Annotated in this window: 17 protein-coding genes and 1 CRISPR repeat array; of the genes, 7 read left to right on the top strand and 10 right to left on the bottom strand. The window is 44.4% G+C overall.

Translation table 11 applies throughout. The features are described from left to right. Positions 1–5: 5 nt before the first annotated feature. From EYB58_RS06900 to EYB58_RS06875, 6 genes are all read left to right on the top strand, one after another. Complete coding sequence (locus EYB58_RS06900; RefSeq protein WP_111953786.1) at positions 6–2,450, top strand: homocysteine S-methyltransferase family protein; 2,445 nt, start codon at positions 6–8, stop codon at positions 2,448–2,450. Positions 2,451–2,602: 152 nt separating this feature from the next. Continuing rightward, positions 2,603–3,565 (top strand): TAXI family TRAP transporter solute-binding subunit, encoded by a 963-nt coding sequence (locus tag EYB58_RS06895; RefSeq protein WP_111953788.1) that lies wholly within the window; start codon positions 2,603–2,605, stop codon positions 3,563–3,565. A 182-nt stretch (positions 3,566–3,747) separates the two neighbouring features. Then, on the top strand, positions 3,748–5,637 hold the full coding sequence (locus EYB58_RS06890) for a TRAP transporter permease (RefSeq protein ID WP_111953790.1): 1,890 nt from the start codon (positions 3,748–3,750) through the stop codon (positions 5,635–5,637). Beyond that, entirely contained in the window at positions 5,638–6,108 is a 471-nt protein-coding gene (locus EYB58_RS06885) for a MarR family winged helix-turn-helix transcriptional regulator (protein ID WP_111953792.1), read from the top strand. A 319-nt stretch (positions 6,109–6,427) separates the two neighbouring features. After that, on the top strand, positions 6,428–6,733 hold the full coding sequence (locus EYB58_RS06880; RefSeq protein WP_111953794.1) for a putative quinol monooxygenase: 306 nt from the start codon (positions 6,428–6,430) through the stop codon (positions 6,731–6,733). Between the two features lie 59 nt (positions 6,734–6,792). Then, positions 6,793–8,415: a diguanylate cyclase gene (locus tag EYB58_RS06875; protein ID WP_242637583.1), complete on the top strand. Its 1,623-nt coding sequence runs from the start codon at positions 6,793–6,795 to the stop codon at positions 8,413–8,415. 40 nt (positions 8,416–8,455) lie between these two features. On the opposite strand, the gene EYB58_RS06870 is transcribed toward EYB58_RS06875, so the two are convergent. The 10 genes from EYB58_RS06870 to rsgA all read right to left on the bottom strand — a co-directional run bounded on the left by EYB58_RS06870 (position 8,456) and on the right by rsgA (position 20,670). After that, on the bottom strand, positions 8,456–9,295 hold the full coding sequence (locus EYB58_RS06870; protein WP_111953798.1) for an SH3 domain-containing protein: 840 nt from the start codon (positions 9,293–9,295) through the stop codon (positions 8,456–8,458). A gap of 334 nt (positions 9,296–9,629) precedes the next feature. Further along, positions 9,630–11,240: a CRISPR direct-repeat array (repeat unit 30 nt; unit sequence GTTTCAATTCCACGTTGGTCTGATTAAAAG). 135 nt (positions 11,241–11,375) lie between these two features. Next, entirely contained in the window at positions 11,376–11,657 is a 282-nt protein-coding gene (cas2, locus tag EYB58_RS06865; protein ID WP_111953800.1) for a CRISPR-associated endonuclease Cas2, read from the bottom strand. 1 nt (position 11,658) lies between these two features. Further along, a complete protein-coding gene (cas1b, locus tag EYB58_RS06860) occupies positions 11,659–12,648 on the bottom strand; it encodes a type I-B CRISPR-associated endonuclease Cas1b (RefSeq protein WP_111953802.1) in 990 nt (329 codons plus the stop codon). A 9-nt stretch (positions 12,649–12,657) separates the two neighbouring features. Beyond that, complete coding sequence (cas4, locus tag EYB58_RS06855) at positions 12,658–13,155, bottom strand: CRISPR-associated protein Cas4 (RefSeq protein WP_111953804.1); 498 nt, start codon at positions 13,153–13,155, stop codon at positions 12,658–12,660. A gap of 13 nt (positions 13,156–13,168) precedes the next feature. Further along, the gene (cas6, locus tag EYB58_RS06850; RefSeq protein ID WP_111953806.1) at positions 13,169–13,972 is read right to left on the bottom strand and encodes a CRISPR-associated endoribonuclease Cas6; all 804 of its coding nucleotides are present in this window, start codon (positions 13,970–13,972) and stop codon (positions 13,169–13,171) included. A 95-nt stretch (positions 13,973–14,067) separates the two neighbouring features. Continuing rightward, on the bottom strand, positions 14,068–15,126 hold the full coding sequence (locus EYB58_RS06845) for a CRISPR-associated protein Cas7 (protein WP_111953808.1): 1,059 nt from the start codon (positions 15,124–15,126) through the stop codon (positions 14,068–14,070). A gap of 24 nt (positions 15,127–15,150) precedes the next feature. Continuing rightward, positions 15,151–16,548, bottom strand: a complete 1,398-nt coding sequence (locus tag EYB58_RS06840) for a hypothetical protein (protein WP_111953810.1) — start codon at positions 16,546–16,548, stop codon at positions 15,151–15,153. Positions 16,549–16,559: 11 nt separating this feature from the next. Next, positions 16,560–18,722, bottom strand: a complete 2,163-nt coding sequence (cas3, locus tag EYB58_RS06835) for a CRISPR-associated helicase Cas3' (protein WP_111953812.1) — start codon at positions 18,720–18,722, stop codon at positions 16,560–16,562. Then, complete coding sequence (locus tag EYB58_RS06830; RefSeq protein WP_111953814.1) at positions 18,722–19,300, bottom strand: hypothetical protein; 579 nt, start codon at positions 19,298–19,300, stop codon at positions 18,722–18,724. The genes cas3 and EYB58_RS06830 overlap by 1 nt, the downstream gene beginning before the upstream one ends. Positions 19,301–19,572: 272 nt before the next feature. Next, positions 19,573–20,670 carry a ribosome small subunit-dependent GTPase A gene (gene rsgA / locus EYB58_RS06825; protein ID WP_111953816.1) on the bottom strand — a complete coding sequence of 366 codons (1,098 nt, stop codon included), beginning with the start codon at positions 20,668–20,670 and terminating at the stop codon, positions 19,573–19,575. Between the two features lie 810 nt (positions 20,671–21,480). Here rsgA and amaB point away from each other — a divergent pair. After that, positions 21,481–23,040, top strand: coding sequence for an L-piperidine-6-carboxylate dehydrogenase (gene amaB / locus EYB58_RS06820; RefSeq protein ID WP_111953822.1), 1,560 nt, complete (start codon positions 21,481–21,483; stop codon positions 23,038–23,040). Positions 23,041–23,056 lie beyond the last annotated feature (16 nt).

The raw sequence follows: 23,056 nt of genomic DNA, 5'->3' as shown, positions 1-23,056 counted from the left end.
ATAACGTGGGAGAAAAAAACAAAAGCATACTGGACATTATTAATAAACGAATTCTTATCCTGGACGGTGCCACCGGCACCGAGATGCAGAAACGCGGCCTGCCGCCGGGGGTCAGCCCGGAACTCTGGTCCATGGAAAATCCCGAGGTATCGGCCGACATATACCGCGCCTATGCCCGGGCAGGTTCAGATATGCTTTACACCTGCACTTTTGGGGGCACCCCCTGGAAGCTTGAAGAGTTCGGCGCTGCCGATAAAACTGAGCAGATTAACTGCACGATTGCAGAAAATGCGGTTAAAACGGCGGATGAGTTGGCGGCCCGGGAAGGAATCCGCCCGCTGATCGTCGGGGATATCGGTCCCTGCGGCCGGTTTATCATGCCCTTTGGTGATCTTGATTTTGAACAGGCCATACAGGGATTTAAACGCCAGGTAAAGGGGTTGATTGACGGCGGTGTGGATCTTTTTGTCATTGAGACCCAGATTGATATCCAAGAGAGCCGGGCCGCCCTGCTTGCTGTTAAGGAGCTTTGCAGCGGGTTTACCATGGTGTCCATGACCTTTGATGAAACCGGGCACAGCTTAAACGGCACCACGCCCGAGGCCATGGCTGTCACCCTTGAAAGTTTAGGGGCCGATGTGGTGGGTGTCAACTGCTCCACCGGTCCCACAGAGATGCTTAACGTTATCCGGCGTATCCGAAAGATGGTACAGATTCCGGTGATGGCCAAACCCAATGCGGGGATGCCCGTCATAAAAGACAACGAAACCGTATTTCCCATGAATGCCGATGAGTTCAGCCATTTTGCCCGGCCCTTTGCCGAAGCCGGGGTCAATATCATGGGGGGCTGCTGCGGTACCAACCCCGAGCATATCGCCAAACTGGCCCGGGGCATGGAAGGACTCTCTCCTTTGGAAAGAAAGCCTATGGAAACGGCCATGCTCTCTTCGGCCACCCAGGCGCTGATTACGGATTCAAAGAGCACGATCCGCATCATTGGAGAACGCATCAACCCCACCGGGAAAAAGATCCTGCAAGGGGAGCTGAAAGCGGGGAACATGGCCTATGTGCGCAAACTGGCCCGGGACCAGGCTGCGGCCGGGGCCGACCTGCTGGACATCAACGCAGGCATGCCCGGAATTGATGAAAAACAGACCCTTTTAGATATCATTTCAAGTGTGGTACCGGTGGTGAATCTGCCCTTGGTCATTGACTCCTCGGATCCGGATGTGGTGGAAGCGGCCGTACGTTATTACCCGGGTCGGGCGTTGATCAACTCAATTTCAGCTGAAAAAGAAAAACTTGATAAACTTTTGCCGGTGGCGGCCAAATATGGGGCCATGCTCATTGTGCTGCCCCTGGCCGACAATGAGTTGCCGGACAAGGCTGAACGAAGAAAAGAGCTGGTCACTGAAATTGCCGAACGGGCCGCCGTCTATGGGTACAAAAACAAAGATCTGGTTGTGGACGGCCTGGTTATGACCGTATCCAGTAATCCCCAGGCTGCCAAAGAGACCCTTGCAACCGTTAAATGGGCCTCCGAACAGGGGTTTGGTACGGTTCTCGGATTGTCCAACATCTCTTTTGGTCTGCCCGAACGCGGGTGGGTGAATGCCTCCTTTTTTGCCATGGCTGCTGGTGCCGGGCTCTCCTGGGCCATTGCCAACCCGTCCCATGAGCTTTTGATGGATACCAAAGCGGCCTCGGATGTTTTAACCGGCCGGGACCGGGATGCTTTGTCATATATCCAGCGATTTGCAAAGGATAAAAACGCGGAAAAAAAAAAAGAGACAACTGCTGAAAAAATAGCGGATCTGCCCGTAGAAGAGCAGATTGTGGCGGCGGTGATTGAAGGCCGAAGGGAGGATATTGAACGGCTTTGTAATCAAGCCCTTGAAAAGGGAATCGCCCCATCCGAACTGCTGGAAAAAAATATGATTCCGGCCATCATGACCGTGGGAGAATACTATGATGCAAGAAAGTATTTTCTTCCCCAGCTGATTGCCAGTGCCGAGACCATGCAAAAGGGGTTTGCCGTGCTTGAACCCGCTCTTCAGGCATCCGGTGCAAATGAAAAAAAGGGAACCCTGGTCTTTGCCACGGTCCAGGGGGATATCCACGACATTGGAAAAAATATTGTGGTGCTGATGCTCAGAAATTTCGGGTTTGATGTGATTGATCTGGGCAAGGATGTCACGGCCGCAGATATCATTAAGGCGGCCCAGACCCACAAGGCCGATCTTATCGGGCTGTCCGCCCTGATGACCACCACCATGGTACGCATGCCCGAGGTCATTGACCTGGTAAAGGAGAACAGGCTTGCATGCAAGGTTATGGTGGGCGGTGCCGTGGTGACCCGGGAGTGGGCCGAATCCATTGGTGCAGAATATTCTTCAGATGGTGTTGAAGCGGTCAATGTGGCGGCCCGGATCTGCATGGGCAACAGATAGCGCACACCCCGATGCTGAAACCATCTTACACGGAGAAATATGGACACAGTCCGTTCATAGAAACTCTCATTGATCTTTTTAAGATCGATTGATATTATGAATTTCGGTTCATTTGTTTTTTTTAAATTATTAAAGGTAGATAGGAGAACATTATGAAGGATAAACATCTATTGATTCTTGGTTTTATCGGGATCGTTTCCATGGTCTTTTGCCAGCCTGGTTTTACCAGGGAACGAATTGTATTCGGTGGCGGTCCTGCCGGTGGAACGTTTCAAGTCGTGGCCAACAGCATCCAAGTTTATAAACCCATGAAAGCAGTCAAAGAGTTTAAAGTTCAGGCCCAGTCTTCCGGCGGCTCAACTGAAAATTTAAGAAAAACAAATACCGGCAGACAACAGATGAGCGTTGTCTATTCCGGGCATGTTTACCAGGGACGCCATGGTCTACTGTCAAACGATACCAGAAAATATGAAAACGTACTGGCCGTGGCATGGCTTTATGGCGCACCGGCACAGCTTGTTGTGCACAAAGGGTCGGGCATCAAAAGCACCAAAGACCTTGCCGGTAAAAAAGTCGGTGTCGGCAATGCCGGTTCCGGTGCCTTTGCCAATTGTGAACTCTTTTTTAAACACATGGGCGTATGGGATAAGATAGAAAGAAACGCCATGGGATACAATGATGCAGCCCAGGCCTTTGGCAACAATCAGCTTGACGCATTCTGGCTGTTCACGGCATTCCCCTCCGGAGCCGTTATGATGGCGGCCCAAACCAATCATATTGCCATGGTTGATCTTGATGCAGACGCAAAAGCAACAGGTTTTTATGACAAATACCCCTATTTTGTAAAACTGTCCATCCCTGCAAACACATATAACGGCGTAGATTCTGACACGTCGTCATTCCAGGATTCCACCCTCTGGGTGGCAAATGCCAAAGTGTCTGATGAAACCGTTTACAAAATGTTGACCCTGATTTTTTCCGATGAGGGCCTTGCCCATATGAAGTCCCAGAAAAACACATTTAAAAGTATGGCTGTTGAACATGGCGCCGACGGTATCGTCACCCCCTTTCATCCAGGTGCTGAAAAATTCTGGAAGGAAAAAGGGGTATTATAAATCCTAAGCTCTTTTTATTTATTCCGGGCAAAAAGGCTTGGGCTTTTCTGTCCAAATGGCATTGAAATATGTAGTGTCTGAACGAAACCCTATGTTTGGATGAAAAGTGCCCCATATGCAAGCGCAGAAGGGTGACTTTTCGTTCAAACACTATTTAAATAATAATTGACAGGAAGAGACCCGTGTACGAAAAACTTAATCGACTGGAACAAATTATATTCGATCTCCTTTCAATCTTTTTGGTTCTGTTTTACTCTTGGTCTGCCATCGTGCAGCCCATGGCAACGCAGTACCACCGGGGGATATATGTTATCATCACCTATATCCTTGTCTTTCTGTTGTATAAATCCAAATCCCTTGTTGGCAGGATTATTGATTATGTGTTGATCCTTTTATCCATTGCTTCAATCGGATACTGGATTTTCCTTTTTGAAGTCATCAATTACCGGACTGGTGCAGAAACAACGATTGATATGGTTTTTGCCGTCATCGGCGTTCTTATCGGTATTGAGCTGGCCCGCCGCGTTGTGGGCAATGTGTTTGTTATCATGGGCGCCTTAATGCTTATTTACGGGGTGTACGGATATATGGCCCCGGATTTAATTTCCCACGCCGGCGCACCATTTACGGAGTTGTGCATCAGCATATTCTACAAAAGTGACGGTGTCTTCGGCATCATGGCCAATGTTCTGGCAACATATGTAATTTTATTTGTTCTGTTTGGGGCTTTCCTTGAAAAATGCGGGGCCCAGAAATTTTTTATTGACTGGCCCTTGGCTGCTGTTGGTCATAAAATCGGCGGACCGGGTAAGGTCTCCGTCATCGCATCCGGACTTTTCGGCTCAATATCCGGCTCAGCCATTGCCAATACGGTTTCCACAGGCATGTTCACCATTCCCATGATGAAAAAAGCAGGATTCAAACCCCATGTGGCCGGTGGCATTGAGCCGGCAGCTTCCATCGGCGGTATGTTCATGCCTCCGATCATGGGTGCAGGCGGTTTTATCATGGCAGAGCTGACCGGTGTTCCCTATTCAAGAATCATGCTGGTGGCCATTTTCCCTGCATTTATGTATTTTTTCAGTGTGTTCTGCATGGTTCACTATGAGGCGAAAAAAGATAATATTGTCGGAGAGAAAAGTGAGCAGTCTGCCAGCCATATTTTTAAAACCGAATGGTTTTATACCCTTCCCCTGATCTCCATCACCATTTTGATGCTCACGGGTTATTCTCCCGGATTTTCAGCTATCCTCGGCCTTGTTACCTGTCTTTTCATCAGTCGGGTGAGATCGGATACATCCATGGATCTGACTATGGCCTTTATCGTAACCGGGGTATTTTTAATTTCTTTGATCAACGGTTTTGGGGGCGGTTCCGGTAGCCTGGTCATCCCCCAGTGGGTCGGCTTTCTGATCGGTTTTATTGCCGCTGTTTTTGTATACATCAAAAAACCTGAACAGGTAAAACCCGGACTGGTCAATTTTCTTGAGGCTTCCCGGTCCGGTACTGAAAACAGTCTTAAAATCGGTGCCACGGTCGGTGTCATAGGTATTATTATCGGTGTTTTAACCTTTTCCGGCCTGGTATTAACTTTTGCAGATATCATGATCGAGCTTGCTGGCGGTTCCCTGCTGCTGACCATAATGCTTGTGGCCCTGGCCTCCCTGGTATTAGGTATGGGTGTTCCGGTCACCGCAGCTTATTTGATTACTGCAGTCGTGGCGGTACCCGCCCTGACCCATCTTGGGGTTAATCAGATTGCTGCACACATGATTGTTTACTGGCTGTCCCAGGATTCAAATATAACACCACCCGTCTGTATTGCGGCCTTTGCAGGTGCAACCATTGCCAAAGCCAACATGTGGCGCACAGCCTTTTCTGCCTTCAAATTTGCCAAATTCTTGTACCTGGGCCCCCTTCTTTTTGGATACGTGCCTGGATTTTCCCTTAACGGCAGCACCATGGATATTGTCAAGGCTTTTATTGCCATTACACTTGGTACCTGGGCGTATTCCTGGTTTCTCAGTGGAATCTGGATCTCTTATTTAAAAAATATGTTTAAAAAGAAATAAGTGGACGACTATAGCAAGATCATTGACCAATCCATTGGTTATCTTGTGGGCCGGTTATCCCGGGCAATCATAAAGCGGCTGTCAAAAAAATTCCAGGACGCCGGAATTGATGTCAGTTACGAGCAGTGGAGCATCCTTGTTCATCTTTACCGTCAGGACGGTCAGACCCAGCAGGCCCTTGCCCGGACCGCCGTTAAAGACAAAGCCGCTGTTACCCGCCTTTTAAATGGGCTTGAGAAAAAGAATATTGTACTCAGGATTACTGACCGAAATGATAAACGCAGCAATCTTGTTTACCTAACAAATAAAGCCAAAGAATTAAAACCCCATCTTGTTGGTTTTGTAGAAGAAATGTTAAATGAAGCAGCGCAGGGAATAGAGCCGGATGAAATGATCCGCTGCAGGGCAACCATCAATAATATATTTGCAAATTTTGACCGTCTGAACAACCCTGCCTCATCTAAAAAATAGCGCTACAAAAAACTGTTCTGTCGCTTAGGACCGCAGATTAAATAAGTTGGGCAGAAATAACGCCGAATTTTGGTTCATCTACAAGGCGTATTAAAGGTTGAAGGCCTATTGGGCCTTTGATACAACGAAGTAGATGGGCCAATAGGCAAGCTATTTCGTTCAAGTTATTTAATCTGCAGTCCTTAGGCTACCCTAAGCGGTTCCGACCGCATATCATGGTGGATGAGAACGGTTGTCATCCGGATTTTTTTAGTCTATTCTTTCGTTCAAAACGCGGATTTCACCCGCTGAAAATAAAATCTCAATAAGGATTTTAACTATGATAAGTGTCATTGCATCAATTTATGTTAAGGACGGTCAATTAGACAAGTTTATTAAAATTTTTAAATCCAATATGCCTGCTGTTCTTGGGGAAGAGGGATGTATTGAGTATATCCCCACTGTTGACATACCCACAGGGCTTCCGCCGCAGAAATTGAATAAACGTGTGGTTACCATTATTGAAAAATGGCGCAGTGTAGAGGATTTAACGGCGCATTTATCCTCTGTACATATGCTTGAATATAAAGAAAAAACCAAGGATATTGTTGAATATATAGAGATTAAGGTCTTGAAAGAAGTATAATCCTTAGCGATATATGGGTAAGCCGAATGGGCAAGCGGAAAAATAAGCACGGATATCTGTTGAGTATCAGGAACCGAATTTTTGTTTTTGCGGTATTGGTCACGGCCATACCGTCCCTATCCATGGGGCTTTTGCTCCAGAATATGCTGCAAACCACGCTGGAGGAAAAGGTAGAGCAACGATTTGTCGATTCCGCACAGATCATGGAAAGGGAAATTTGCCTGTGGCTTAAAAAACGGGTTTATGATCTGACCGTGTTCTCCAACGCGTCAATTGTATCGGAAGCTGCTACGGCTTATCTTAAAATACCTGAAGAAAGTGCGGATGACAGTAAAAATCGGCTACAAAATATCAAAATACTTGAAACCTACCTCAGTACATTACAGCATCAGTTTAAAGATTATGTCCGGATTTTTGTACTTTCCAGGACCGGCTCCGTGATCGCCGCGTCTCAAAGCAGTGGTCGTGACCGGCCGTTTCCTTTTCCTGATGATTACATCGAACAAATTTCAGACAGGCAATGGTTCAAAGGAAACGTATATATTGATCCAAGGGATAAGTCGCCTCTTCTCCTGATTGGCCTTCCCCTTTTTCTAGACCAATTCTATGAATATGAAACATTGCTGGCCATTGAAGTCAGACTCACCGGGTTACTGCCTTTATTGGATTCGGCCAAATTTGGAGACGCTGGTAACTGGACCTATGAATCCCTTGTAGATGTAAGAACTGGTCGGCAGTTTTTGTACGGCAGGGGAACTAAAAAAGTTCTCAATGAAATCAATCTATCGCCTTCTGGTGACAGGCAAATGCTTCGTGAATATACAAACGGCCTGGGTGAACGTTTAATGGGGCTGGTTGTCCCGTTTCGAGAACTGGAGTGGGGGCTTTTTATTGCGGAAAACTATGAAAAAGCTTTCTCCGGAATGATTCATGCCCGTCATCGGAATATTATTATTATCTGCTGTTTTAGCGTTCTTATGGGTATTGTAGCTTATCTGCTGACCCGACAGATCATGGTGCCGCTGTCCGCCTTGACCCGAGGAGCTGAAAGGGTGGCCGAAGGTGATCTGGATGTCCGGCTTCCAGTACGCCGCAATGATGAGATTGGGTTTGCAACCACTGTTTTCAATGACATGGTCGCTAAACTTAAGCTTAGCCAGACAAAGCTGGAGCAGTTGGCAACAACTGATTCTCTGACGGGTTTAAATAACAGAAAACAGGTGATGAGTATCCTGCACGATCACTACGCGTATTACCGCCGGTATGCAACAGCGTTTTCCGTATTGATGCTCGACGTGGATCACTTTAAAGTTGTTAACGATACATACGGACACCAGGCCGGAGATACCGTATTAAAACAGGTGGCCGAAATTTTTAATGAAAATCTGCGTAATGTCGACTCTGCCGGCCGGTACGGCGGGGAGGAATTTCTTGTGATCCTTGCAGAGTCCGGTGTGGATGAGTCCATCCAGGCGGCAGAACGTATCAGAAAAGCCGTTGCAAGCCATATATTTACCCATGAAGAGCAGAAAATCCGGGTCCATATTTCCGTAGGTATCGGTAGAATTCAGAAACAGGACAGGGATGAGCAAAAAGTCGTCAGTCGAGCGGATATGGCACTCTATCGAGCCAAGGATGAGGGACGAAATCGGGTTGTTTACCAGGCTGATGACGATCAGTAAATGGACGATGGAAGAGCCGGGAAATATCCAACGTTGGGGGTTAATAAAGGAGGGATAGATGAATCCAGCCGGTCTCGTCAGTATCTGCTAATTTGACTTTCACCCAATTTTGTTTATGGCCGACGGCAATAACGCAGCGTCCTTCCTGAAGTATTTTTTTGACACCTGCATTTATGGATGGGCCTTTCCGGAGATTTCCGGTTGTAAACAATTTCATCTGCAAGGGCGTTGAAAAAAAGATTTCCTTTTCCGCCGGATGGGCGGTGCTGCTACCGTCACCTATATCAATGCCTTTTGCTTTTACCATCGCCTCTCTGGACAAGTAGGACGCACTTTCATAGTTCCCTTCTGCCAGTTCATGTTTACTTTCTTTAAGGTTTTCTAATGCCCTTTCCCGGACAATTTTCTGTGGCTCATTTAAAGGTTTTTGTTCCACCGTGCTGATGACGGCTGTGGCCTCGGCGATAAGGGTGGCCGCTTCCAGTTTGCTGCCCCGGGTCGCCAGTTTAGCCTTGCTTTGCGAGAGTTCTTTGATCAGTTTTTCATTGGCCTGCCGGCAGGCGTCGGTTTCTTTATGCTTTATGAGCAATGTTTGCTGCAATTTCTTTGAAAGTAGCTTCTGTTCAGCCAGCTTGCGGCTCAGCTCCGCAATCTTTTGTTCTAATTGGCGGATTTTCGAATCATCGACCACCGTATTTTTTTTTTCTATTTTTTTTTCTATTTTTTTTGATTGGCAGACCTGCGAATTATCGACGACCTTTACGGGTTTTTTTGTTGTACAGGATGAAAAAAAAAGCAGTGCCAACAGGCCCACAACCGGCCTTGTAATGTATTTGAACTGCATGCCCTTACTGCCGGGACTGAATGTCTTTTGAGTCATATGTTTGTTGTGGTTCCGTAATTTGATATGGATTAAACTGCTCATCACATTAAAGTGTCACGTATCGTAGGATAAGAGATTGCTTCTTGTCAACACAAGTACGAAAATCTGTGAAAAGAAAAAATATAATTTTGAAGGCGTTAGAAAATACTTTTTATTGAAAATTAAGGGTTTTCCCGAATTGACTTTTTATGCAGAATACCCGTGATCAGGCCAAAATCTAAATTATTGAATTACACCCGTCTGCAATATATATCTTCAATTTTGATAGGCTCATGTCGCGTTGATCTGATTAAAAATGACGCGAAGTGGGTATCATGAATCTATGGTTTCGGTTTCAATTCCACGTTGGTCTGATTAAAAGTCCAAAGCGCACTGAACAGAATGTTATAGAATCTGAGTTTCAATTCCACGTTGGTCTGATTAAAAGCCTAACCTCACCTACCACAAAGCAAGCGTATCCCCCGTTTCAATTCCACGTTGGTCTGATTAAAAGTCATTGTTGTTGTCTCCAAAATTTAAAGTTAACTCTGTTTCAATTCCACGTTGGTCTGATTAAAAGTTTGTGTTTGTATGCCCCATAATTTCGGCTAAAACAGTTTCAATTCCACGTTGGTCTGATTAAAAGTTATAATTCTCCTGCGTTGACCGAAAATTCTCCGGTGTTTCAATTCCACGTTGGTCTGATTAAAAGTATGGATCAGATGGAGATACCGGGTCTGCGGCAATGTTTCAATTCCACGTTGGTCTGATTAAAAGTGTGTTCGCCCTTCTGTTCCTTTTGTCTTTGCCAAGTTTCAATTCCACGTTGGTCTGATTAAAAGAATATTCAGCCATTTTATCACCAATCACCATGCCATGTTTCAATTCCACGTTGGTCTGATTAAAAGTCACTTTTGAAGCTTCGAAAACAACAAACATTCCTTGTTTCAATTCCACGTTGGTCTGATTAAAAGTGTCAGCATGGATTCGAACTGTTTTTCGAAACCTTTGTTTCAATTCCACGTTGGTCTGATTAAAAGTTTGCGCTGTTACACCAATAAGGCCGAGCGCGACGGGTTTCAATTCCACGTTGGTCTGATTAAAAGCTTGCTGCACTGTCAATACCCCAAGGCTATGTGTTGTTTCAATTCCACGTTGGTCTGATTAAAAGCTTGCTGCACTGTCAATACCCCAAGGCTATGTGTTGTTTCAATTCCACGTTGGTCTGATTAAAAGTTCAACATGAACTGTTTTGTTTTTAGCTTTGTTAAAGTTTCAATTCCACGTTGGTCTGATTAAAAGGTGGTCTATGCCTATCACAAGGATAATTCCTTCATTGTTTCAATTCCACGTTGGTCTGATTAAAAGAGCCTTTGCAGATAGCTGCAATAGAAGCTTAAACTTGTTTCAATTCCACGTTGGTCTGATTAAAAGGTGATTTGGAAGCTTTGTGAGCTGTGAATCTTCAAATGTTTCAATTCCACGTTGGTCTGATTAAAAGTAGGATATCGCAAGACACTAAATACTTTGACCATGTGTTTCAATTCCACGTTGGTCTGATTAAAAGGGTGCTATGCGCCGGGAGGATCAAGGGTCCGGCTATGTTTCAATTCCACGTTGGTCTGATTAAAAGCCATATACAATCTGTTGCTGAGGCCGATGGTAGTGGTTTCAATTCCACGTTGGTCTGATTAAAAGAATATTTTATAAGTCAAATTTAAAGGGGTATTGTTAGTTTCAATTCCACGTTGGTCTGATTAAAAGGAAAATCGTTACATTGCCGGCCACATCGGCTTTTCCAGTTTCAATTCCACGTTGGTCTGATTAAAAGCGGTCGGCGGGGCGATGATGAAGGTCGGTATTGCCAGTTTCAATTCCACGTTGGTCTGATTAAAAGCGCTCAACCCTGCCAATAGCATTGAGAGAATTTCTTGTTTCAATTCCACGTTGGTCTGATTAAAAGACATTTTTTAAGTCCATATTTTCATATGGTTATATCAAGTTTCGTCTGATTTTTTCCGTCGATTGGGGATAGCGTTCTTTTGCCGGGAGAACGACGGAAAATGAAATTTTATAAATTATCAAAGAGCGCAGTTCGTTAAATGAAATTGTCTGTGGTGTCTTTACCGAGACCGTGAACCTCCTTATCCAGCCATCGGCTGTCACGGCTTGAAAAATATATAACGGAATCGCAGTCTGGATCAATAATTTGCATCACCTCCAGTTTCATTTTTTGGAACTGGGCCTTTGTTAATTCTCCTTCAAAAACCGATTTTTGTATATGAATAAGATATTTTTTCATCAGCTTGAAAATCTTATTGAGGGCTCGGCGGCCTTCACGGGTTTCGGTATTGATATCATATACGGCTATGATGTACATATTACCACCACATTTTAAAGCCCGAGTACTTGGCTTCTCCAATAATGTGCTTGACCAGCTTGTAACAATCCAGGCGAATTAAGCGTTTGTAGGAAACCTGTTTGTTCAGGGTTTTATGTTTAATTGTTTTTCGAAGTCGTTTATCGTATTTCCGTAAGAATTTTTTTCTTCCCGTATCCTTGAGATAACAGTGGTTTAATTTTTGGTCTGCATCCTTTTCGGATAATTCTCCTTTGTTAAGCATGGTAAATATAAGCCGATCCGCCAATATGGGCTTGAATATTTCTGCCAGGTCCAGAGCCAGGGAGTATCTTCTGTATCCCGGTTCATGGAGAAAGCTGATCGTGGGGTCCAGTTGGGTTCTGTAGATTTCGGACAGTACTGTTGTGTAAACAAGGGAATTTCCAAATGAGATGATGGCATTCATGAAGTTATCCGAGGGATGATAGACTCTTTTTTCGAAATCATAATTCTGCTTTATGATGCTGTTGAATGCAGAGTAGTATAGGTCACGGATGTTACCTTCCAAGCCCATAAGTTCCATGGGACCTGGAGCAAGGGCAAGCTGTTTCTTTATGGTTTTTATTCTGGAAATTTGTTTTTCTATCTCCCGGCCCCTATTTTTATAATACCCAAGATTTGACAGGATATTGGACGCGGCGGCATCAATGAATTTATGGGCGATCGTGATTCTTTTTTCCGGGTCAAGGTAATGGGCTGCCTGCTGAACTGTCACGTGGCCGGATAAGTATACCTCCCTTGGGAAAAAGGTGCCGGAATAAAATCCATAATAGTTAAAAATATGGACCGGTATTTTATTCTGGGAAAGGAAATTGAGAAGTTTGGTGTTCAGTGAGTGCTCGCCGAACAGGTAAATTTCGCTTAATGTTTCAATGGGCCTGTCGATTTTGTTTTCGCTGGTTTCGATGCGAAGTGTATTATCCTTTCGCTTTACCGTGGAGTTTGTGAATAAATATAGAGGTTGTTTCATTGCAAGTTCCTAAACATAGCAGAATTCAAAATAAGCGCATTTTTTACAAAAAGGTTTGTTAATAATTTCCGGGGGAATAGCCTTGTCAAGGACGGTTTTCATTTGAGCAAAAATGTCTTCAAAGGCCTTAATATCCTCTTCAGTCAGGGATATAGCTTCCTTCTTTTTCAGTTTGGGATAATCAATTTCACCTGTTATATGTTCAATGTCGTGGGATTTAAGCCAGTACAGATAATATTTCACCTGCCAGATATGTGCTTTTTCTATTTTTCTCGATTTTTTCACCTCATGGATGATGCCTTGTTTGTTGTCCAGAAAGTCAATTTTTATCTTGCCGATTTCGATTTGTTTTTTCTTCCTGGGATAGGAATATTCGTCTATGAGGCGGCCCAATTGGACATACTCGTTTTCATTTTCAAATCTGATATCCCGGGTGAACAGCCACAGTTTGCGTCGGCAGACAAAAAAGTAGTTCACCTGGGTTCCTGTGTAATCAAGTGCTTTCACCTTTTTTCCTGTTTTATCGTCTTATTGGTTTAGTGCAGCCGAATCCGGCGCTGTTTTTTTCTCCCCATCCGCATTCATATCCGATTTTAATTAGGTCCGGATCTGCTTCCACAGCAAAAGGGGCTTCCATGGCCTTGATTTTGATGTCGTTTTTAAAACTGATCAGTTTGGAGATGGTCCCGTTTTTTTTTGCAATATAAACCGGGTCAAAATGAAAGGAGAAGGGATGTTTCCTTTTATCATACGAGGCATTATGCAGGGTTTCATATTTATTGACCAGGTTGTTTTTTATGTTTTCAGCAAACCGATCTCTTTCCCGGGGGACCATATAATTAAGGAAATGGGGCACCTTTCTGCCTTTATCATTTTCCATCATGGTTGACACGGCAATGGGCGAAAGACAGATGAATTTTTCTTTGCCTGAAAACACAATGTCTTCCAGAACATCCACATTGATAATGGTCAGCTTAAGCCCCTTGCCGTTTATCCGAAGATGCATTTCCCGGTCGGAAAAGATACCTAAGATCATATGGCGCAGGCTTTCTTCCACAATGGTGGAAAAAACAAATTCAATTTGCCGGACATTTTCAAATCCTGCTTTGTTGCATAGCTTTGGTGAAAATTGTAATTTTGAAAAGGTGAAGAATTTAAATACTCGGTTAATGCCGTCCTTAACATAACCTTGTTCATGAAGAAACTTGGAATATTCCGATGAAGACTCCCGGATCAGGGAATAAATGGCTGCCTGGAGCGGATATTGGTAATTAAAAGGAAAGGATGCGGGCTGGTCTGTTGTGGCTGTTATTTTGATACGCACGGCAAAATGCCTCCTCAATAAGTTTTAGGACAGACAATCAGCCTGAATAGGCACAAATGCCCTATCAATACAGGAAATAGAATTCGTTGGAATCTTTAAGCAGGCATCTGGTTTTCGCAATCAAAGGCCTGTATTTTGTCCGATATAAATTTTTTTGCATTTTCCATGGCTTCTGCTGATTCCGAATTGGTGATCAGGTAATTCCCGGCAGCAAGACTTACAAAAGTGTCCACCCCATCCATGTTTTCTTCAATAACAGGAATTGCCTTTCTTTCGTTTTCAGGGTTTAATTTGCCCCGGATACTTCCCGCGATTTTATTGGCGTCTTCACTGATTGAAATAGCAAGCGTCTCCATAAGGCTGAAGGTTCTTGACTGGTTGGAGGTAATGCGCCAGTCAACAATGGATTTTGCAATGGCTGGGATCAGCTTTTGCCTATATTTTGCTGGCGCAACAAGGCATTTGCCAAAGACATTTTTAGATTCAATCCACCCTTGGGCCTTAAGGCTTTCTTGTGTCTCCTGGGTGATTTCCGGTTCGTATTCGTTCAGAGTGACGCAGAAAAGCCGTCGCAGATCAACGGCTATATCCTGGACAAAAAAGCCAGTGGCTCGTGCATTATCCGGAATCCATTTTCTGACAAGGCTCCTGTCTTTATCTTTAATCAGGGACAAAACTTCTTCCTTGGATAGAATATTATTATCCGGACCTCTTACAATCACTTTATTGGTCTGCCTGTCGCTACGGTCAAAGGTTATATTCTCCGTTTCAATTCCTGCGAGTAAGGGATGCAGGGCTCTCATGGCCGAGATGGAAAGAGGGCTTCTGCGTTTGATGGTTTTTTCTTTGCCTCCTTTTTGGGCTTTCATCCAGCCACCGATCAACTGGTCAAAATGAGAGGGGTCGCAAGTGCCGAACACCTCGCCCTCCCCGATCTCTTTTTTCTTTGTCACATCAAAAAGAAAGGTGGTTGGCGCGGGGCTTTCGTTTAATTCGCCTGCCAACGTATCTAATATGGATCTTTTCACCTGCTGGCCACTGGAATATGGGACTCGGACACCAAACTGGGGATCATAGTAAAACTTCTGGCCGTTGGCCACGCAAAAAACAGTATGTTCCGCCCGTTTCAGGGTTCTGATATAAATTGTATGCATAATTTTTTCCTGGATTTTTTTTATTTAATTGTTTCTTTCTTGATAGGCATAATCAAACCGGAGAAGGACAATAAAGTACCCAAAATCTTCCGAAGTCATAAGATGGGCAGTGCTTTTAAGATCCTTGATAAGACTTAAGTATTCTGCTTCAATATCCTGAACAATGGGCACCAGTTCATTGATAAATTTTTTCTTGGACGCAGCGGTGAGCAGATCTTTTTCAATCCGGTTTTTCCTCTCATTTGTCCTGCCGTTGTCCCGGTATGCATGAAGCGCTATTGCAATCTCTTCCGAGTACTCGGCGATCTCTTCATTGTTTTTTGTGAGCATAGCAACCAACCATGTTTTATAGGTTCTAAATAATATTACGGTGTTTTTATCCTTTTCAGCCGCGCTGTCTAACCGCGACAGATATGCGTCTTCCGACTCTCCCTTTTTTTGCGCAGGAAACTTTTTCTTTTTAAAATTGGGGAATTCCCCCTTAATAAAATATTTTTTCAGATCTTGGGGCTGGAGGGCATGCAGGCCTATTACCCCTAATTCGCAGGCCCTTTTTATGTGAATACCGAATAGTGTTTCATATTTGTTTTTGTCCTCCAGAGCAGCATTCTCACCAAAAAGATTTTCATAACAGTCTATTAATCTTCGGGCTTGTTTAAAATGGAACGGGATAAACCCCAAGGTTTTGTTGGTTTGGCCAAGGCTGAAAATATAGCCTGTCGTGGAGTGGCCTGGATATTTTTTTGAAAGATTAAAATAAAGTGTGCTCCATTTTACCGTGTTAATAGACACACTGTTTGGTTCCTGTTTAAAAATATCAGACCGACACAAGGCTGGCATGTCTATTGGAACATCATCCTCATTGCTATAGAAATAGTTAACCCATTGCCCGTTCCATGTGTTTATTTTGTTTGGTGCTACGTTCCCCAAGGCAGGGTCATTGAGCAGATTTCGGTATTGTTTCCATCCGTCATAAAGGGTCAACAAAATGTCTGGTTCATTCAGGAAAATACAATATCCGCCAGCGACCCCCATACCAAGACCTGCGGCAATCCAAGACAGGTAGACGTCGTTTTCATCGGTAGCTTGGGAAATGTTGGATACAAGGCCGGACGTTGTCGCAAATTCCTTTGTTTCCGAGGCGGGGAATCCGATTGCGACACTGGCATCTCTGTCCCCTGCTGTTATTTTTTCGGCAAGGTTGTTTAATTTTTCCAACCGTTCTTCTTCGTTGAGAAGATGGGGCTTTTGCCCTTTTTTCATTTGCACGAAAGGAGAATTGGTATGCCAGAGCATGTATTTGGGATGGTCAAAGAATAAAGGAAAAAACTCTTTTTCAAAAAAAGTCTTTGCCGAATATTTTTTGTCGAATTCCCGGTTAAATGTGGCCAGAAAAGTTTTTCCTATATTAGTGGAATACATAAATAGCCTTTTTAGATGAAATATAAATCCTGAATGCGTTCCTGGGCTTTTGCCATATCCAAGCCCTTGTCTTCCGTGTAGGCGGCGTCAGGCAGAACAAAGGGCTTTTTGCCTTCCTTCAATTGTGAAAAATTTTTTACTGAATATAAACGAACCGGAATCTCCATCATCATCTGTTTTTCAGGAGTCGCCTCTTTGTAGTCTGTTTCGTCTGAACTTAGAATGGCAGCTGCATTGTCTATCTCCAGCAGATCAAAAAGAATGGACCTATGATTATGTGTCAACATAGGCTGGTTCCATGTTCCGTCCTTTTTAAACACCGAATGATTCTCAATATCGGTGATATCCGGTTCCGGGTATACATGATCAATTTTTTCCTGGTATTCAGACTCGTGAAGAAGCTGGCCGTTTTGGAGAATTTCAAATGTTTTGTTCAGTACATCAAGGTCATAGGGCTTGGATTCTTGCGTACAGTCAGGCGGCGGAATGATGTAAACCGGTTTATATTTGCCTAAATTTTCTGATGTCCGTTTTCGATTGATTCTTCCAAATCTTTGGATCAGCGAATCTATGGGCGCTGTTTCCGTAACCATTACATCAAAGCTTATATCCAGACTAACTTCTACCACCTGGGTGGATATTACAATGCATGGGCCTGATCCTGTGTTATATTTATTCAAAGATTTACCCTGATCGTTTACCCCTCTCAAATCCATTTCTTTTTTCAATCGGTCCTTGCGTTTGAAACGACTGTGGATGGCCATGGACGGAATTTCAGGGTATCGTTCTTTTACCTGGCTATATATGGATTGAGCCGAATCAATCCGATTGCATATCAGGAGAATTTTTGAATTTTTCTTTAATTCTTGGTTTAAAATTGAATGGGCATCTTCCCAGGACTCCAGTTTATGCAGGCGATGGCGGTCAAACTGATTAAGTTCTTTTTTTGTAAGACAGACTTCAGACACGTTCTCTTTGCCAAGGATATCAATCAACTTGCTATACAGGACAGAGGGCATGGTTGCTGTCCCGATATGTACCCTGCAATTAAGATAATTCAGCACTTCAACGATTTTCAGGACCATGGATTTTGAAACACCATTATACGTGTGGATTTCATCCAAAATAACATCGCATCCCCTTATGTCGATGATCAAAGATTCAAAGCCTTTAATAGCAAAAACAATGGATGCCAGTTGGTATGGTGTCAGGATTTTTATGCCTGCCCCAACCAGTTTTTGCAAAAGGATTTCGTCCTTGGATTCATCAAGGACGGAAAATTTTGATGCTGCATGTAGAAGCCGGATGTCAAGATTTTGGTTGGATGCTTTGAGATCCGATTTCACCCGGTTATACATGGCATTGATGGATGCCTGGAAAGGCAGGGTGTAAAAGACTCTATTCTTGCATCTTCGGAAAAGGTAATCTGTTTTTCCGGCTCCGGTGCAGGCTACAACAATGGTGTGCCGTTTTTTTGAATCTGCTTTTTTTAAGGAAAGGGGATATAACTTGGATGTCCTGTTAAAATAATTTAAATTCGGTGGGGTAAAGGTTGTATCAAGACGAACTGAGGTGTTTAAAATAAGAGCAGATGCAAAATGATCTGCAGCCATTAACAGTCCCTTCCATGGGGAATAGCCTCTTTTTTTAGATGCATCTCGACAAAATGCCACCACTTTTTGGTAATTGTTCCATGCATCGTCAATCGTAACTTCTTGGGCAGGAACGCCAAAGGCAGACAAAATTTTTACCGCATCCTGATTCCAGTCCTCCCAATTTTTGGCATGATCTTTAAAGGGATTTTTGACGTACTCTTCCAAGTCAAGGACACCTTTTTCACCACGATCATTTTTTATGGATTTATGATGGGCGATAACCATCTCAATTAGAGACGGGTGCAACTCTTCTTTGAATAGGGATATGAAAAAGCAGGAAGCGATTTCATGCCGGAATGTAATTGCCTTTTTACGGCGTCCGGGCTTTAAATTATTCTGAAATATGGTATTGGCTTTCCCGATATCGTGAAGAATAGCACCTAATCCGGCTGTTTCAATATTAAAACCCAGGCATTCGGCGAATCTTTGGATAGCTGAATATACAAGCCATGTATGAGTATAAAGCGATGTCTTTTCAGGATCGCCTTTGGCTTTTATATGAGGGCATGGATCATCCATCAGCAAATATGCTTTACCGGACTCCCAACGGTTTTGAGCCAACCGTACATGGGGCGATTTTGATCAAAACGGTTGTAGCCCACAAGAAATGACTGATCGGTTCTTTCAAAGATCAGTTCAAATCCGTTAAAGACGTTCGCCATGGTGTCAAATTCTGTTTCAGTAATTTTAACAATCTGTTTGGCAGGTAACAGAATATCTTCATTCCGGCATAGGCAAATGTGTTGCCGGGCGGCATATTCAGCGTCATCTAAGTTTGCAAAGCCAAGGTGTAGATTGGGTTCAATTAAAACGCCACGGACAAGAATGGATTTTTTTCTGAAATAACAATTTTTGGATTTATTCCAACCTCTGGGCTGGATTTGTTCCTGCTGATGAGAAACTTGTTTATAAGATAATCTGTGTCTTTTTACTTTATAAAGCTCGAAAGGTTTGGCCAGAAGTTCAGGGAACAGCTTTCTTTCAATACCGGCAATAATAGACGGTGTCAAAAATTGCTGACTAAGAGTTTCACTGTCGCGGACTGCTGTCCAGGGTTTTATAAATCCAAAAGGACCGGTGTAATTTACAAAGAACATGATTTAAAAGGACCTTCCCACTATAGTATAAAATATGCGGTCTGTAACAAATAAAAGGAACGGAGTTTTAAAAGATTTGTATCGTCTTAGTGCGTATTTACTTTAAAATTTTTATTTACGCAACAAACATTGTTATTTTAAATGATAGTCTGCTGAAAACTTAGAATTGGGGATGCGATCTCTGTCGTTGATGAGAGGTCGGGATTAGGACTTTAATTCCGGCCTCTCGCTTTGTGATGTCGTTTTGAAAAAGAACTTTGGTTAAACGGACTTTACTTCTTTTTGTTTATGGACTTGATTTTCATGGACACCCCTTTCCACCGTTCTTTTTCCACACGATCTGCGCTTTTGTTTTTTCGCTCGGAGATATATTCCAGTTCTCGTTTCATTTTGAGGTAGTTTTCCAGTCTGGCTTCGGTCAACTCTTCGTCCTGGACGGCTTGAAGAACCCGGCATCCGGGCTCGTGGGTGTGGGTGCAGTCTGAAAAACGGCATTGGGCTGCGAACTCTTCTATTTCCGGAAAGGTCGATTCAACACCCTGGTCAATCTCCCAGAAGGTGATTTCACGGATGCCGGGATTGTCAATGATCATTCCGCCCTGGGGCATCATGATCAGATCCCGGGACGTGGTGGTGTGCGTCCCCTTTCCCATATGGGCACTTACCTCGCCGGTGGCCTGGACGGTTTCTCCGCACAGCCGGTTGATCAACGTGGATTTGCCTGTGCCGGAAGATCCCACCATGACACAGGTCCGGCCATGCACCAGATAGGGGTTCAGTTCGGAGAGACCTGAATCATTAAACGCAGAAACCAGGTGTACGGGAACACCGAATGAAATGGTTTTTGCTTCGTGTACAAAATGTTCGGGATCCTCGTGAAGATCCGCCTTTGTCAGGATGATGACCGGGCTCAACCCGCAATTATAGACAAGTGTCAGGTATCGCTCAATGCGGCGTAAATTAAAATCCTGGTCAAGGCCGGTAACGATAAATACGCTGTCAAGATTGGCCGCGATGGTTTGCTCCTTGTACTCGCCGGATTTTCGACCACGCATGCCTGCAGCACCCCTGGTCAGGGTATTTTTTCGCGGCAGTATTTGTTCTATAGCTGTTTGTCTGACCATAACCCAGTCTCCGATAACCGGGTATATGCTGCTGGTATCATGTTGAAGTTTCCCGGCCGGGGTCGCCAGCAGCTCTTCTTTGCCGTCATTGATAAAAAAATATTTTTTTCTGACCCCGGTCACCCGAGCCGGAATAAGAGATTTATTTTCTATATTTTCAAGTTGTTCCTGTAAACTGACAGTCCAGCCCAAATGGGAAAGATGTTTAAACTTATTGTCTTGCTGTAATGATTTTTCGTTGCTCATTGTTATATCCTGCCTGTCTTCAATTTTGGTTTACGTGGCGACCGCACAAGCCGGCCCTGGCTACAATTAATACGATATAATTTTAATAACGTGTCGCTGCCGACAGAAAAGAAAATGAGAACAGCAGATATTCAATTTTGAATTCTGCAGGGGAAAAAGGACTAAGTTAAAACGTTTTAACTTAAGGCAGACCGATTTTGGTTTTAACATAACATGGGATCAAACAGCCGCCTAAAACCTTATCCCCTTGTCGGCAGCGTTTGATATAATCTCCAATGATTTCTTTGACATAAAATCCCCTTGGTGTGGGTGCAAATCGTTTCTTCTTACAGGATGGGCCCGTATCCTGTCAAGATATATTAGCTGTCAGGTTTTCCATACCAGTTGCCCGGCTTTTTGCGACAATTTTATTCTGGTTATCATTCCTGAATACTGAATTGGAGTCATTTTTCATCCACCTGGTTATGTTAAATTTATTCCTTTTTAGAACGTTTTTATGTAATATCGGGGTATATGCTGATTTGGATTTATCCCACCCCGAATTCATTGGGCTTGATCCGGGTCAGGTAGTTAATAAGGGCCTTATTTTTTATAAATTCCCGTTTTTTTTGATAAAGATATTGAAATGGTCTGCGTTTGGCTGGATTCGGGGGAACAGATCCACAGACGTTTTTCTTCAAGCTCTCTGATCATCGTGTGTTTTGGCATAAATCCGATGCATAGGCCGGACATGAACGCGTTGATAATTCCCCCTGATCTCTTGGTCTGCCTTTTCAATTTCATAAAAGATATCATCAGGAGGTGATTTATATGAGCGACGCATTGAATGCAGAAGTAAAACAAATCCTTGATGCCCTTGGGATTAAATCCGTCAATTCCGGTGCCACAATCGGTGGCAGCAAGGGATGGCTTAAAACAAAGGGGAAAGAGCTTGTTTCCTGTTCCCCCATTAACGGCAAGCCCATTGCCGGCGTTCTGACGGCTGAAAAAAAAGACTATGACGCGGTGATGGCCAAAGCCCAGGACGCATTTAAAACTTTTCGTATGATGCCCGCTCCCCGGCGCGGCGATATGGTGCGTGAGATCGGTGTTGCGTTACGGGAAAATAAAAAGGCATTAGGCGCTCTGATCTCCCTTGAAGTTGGTAAAATCCAGGCCGAAGGCGAGGGTGAGGTCCAGGAGATGATCGACATTGCCGATTTTGCAACGGGCCTGAGCCGCCAGCTGTATGGCCTGACCATGCATTCCGAACGGCCCGAACACCGGATGTACGAACAATGGCACCCTTTGGGAATTGTCGGGTTGATCACGTCGTTTAACTTTCCTGCGGCCCCATGGTCCTGGAACGCTTTAATTGCCTCTGTCTGTGGTGATGCGATCCTGTTTAAACCCAGCTCAAAGGTGCCTTTGACCAGCATTGCCATCCAGAACATCCTTACACCTGTGGTTGACAAATACGGCGTTGAGGGAATTTTCAACATGATCATCGGTTCCAGAGATGATGTGGGCGAACCTATGCTCCATGACCCGCGAATCCCCCTGATTTCCGCCACAGGATCCACTGCCATGGGCAAACATGTGGGTGAAGTGGTTGGGGGGCGTTTAGGACGGTCTCTCCTGGAACTTGGCGGCAACAACGCGATTATCGTAACCGAAGATGCGGACATAGGCATGGCCGTCCGGGCCACCCTGTTCGGCGCAGTGGGTACCGCAGGACAACGCTGTACCTCCACCCGCAGGATTATCATTCACTCTTCCGTAAAACAAACCTTTGTCAACAACCTGGTCAGTGCATACAAACAGGTCAAGGTCGGCAATCCCCTGGACAACGGTACGCTCATGGGGCCACTTATTGACGAAGGCGCTGTCCTTGCCATGGAAGAGGCCTTAAAAGCCGTAAAGGCTTGCGGTGGAAAGGTGCTTTGCGGTGGCGAGCGGATCACTGTGGACGGTTGTGAAGGTGGCCACTATGTGCTGCCAGCTGTGGCTGAAGTAAAAAATGATTTCCCCATTGTCCAGAGTGAAACCTTTGCGCCCATCTTGTACATCATTGAATACAATGCGTTTGAGCAAGCCCTTGAACTGCATAATGACGTGCCCCAGGGTCTGTCTTCTGCTGTCTTTACGACCTCCTTGCATTACCAGGAAGGATTTTTGTCACATAAAGGATCTGATTGCGGCATTGCCAACGTGAACATCGGTACCTCCGGTGCTGAAATCGGCGGCGCATTCGGCGGTGAAAAAGAGACCGGTGGCGGGCGTGAATCCGGGTCTGATGCATGGAAAGTGTACATGAGACGTCAGACCACCACCATTAATTGGGGCAAGGAACTGCCGCTGGCCCAGGGTATCGAATTTAACATTGGATAGAAGGAGATAGTTTAAA

Origin of the sequence: Desulfobacter hydrogenophilus (assembly GCF_004319545.1) — a bacterium.
In the GTDB taxonomy this organism is placed as follows: Bacteria; Desulfobacterota; Desulfobacteria; order Desulfobacterales; family Desulfobacteraceae; genus Desulfobacter; species Desulfobacter hydrogenophilus.
Note: the sequence above shows the minus strand (reverse complement) of the source record. Positions and strands in the feature narration are given on the sequence as shown.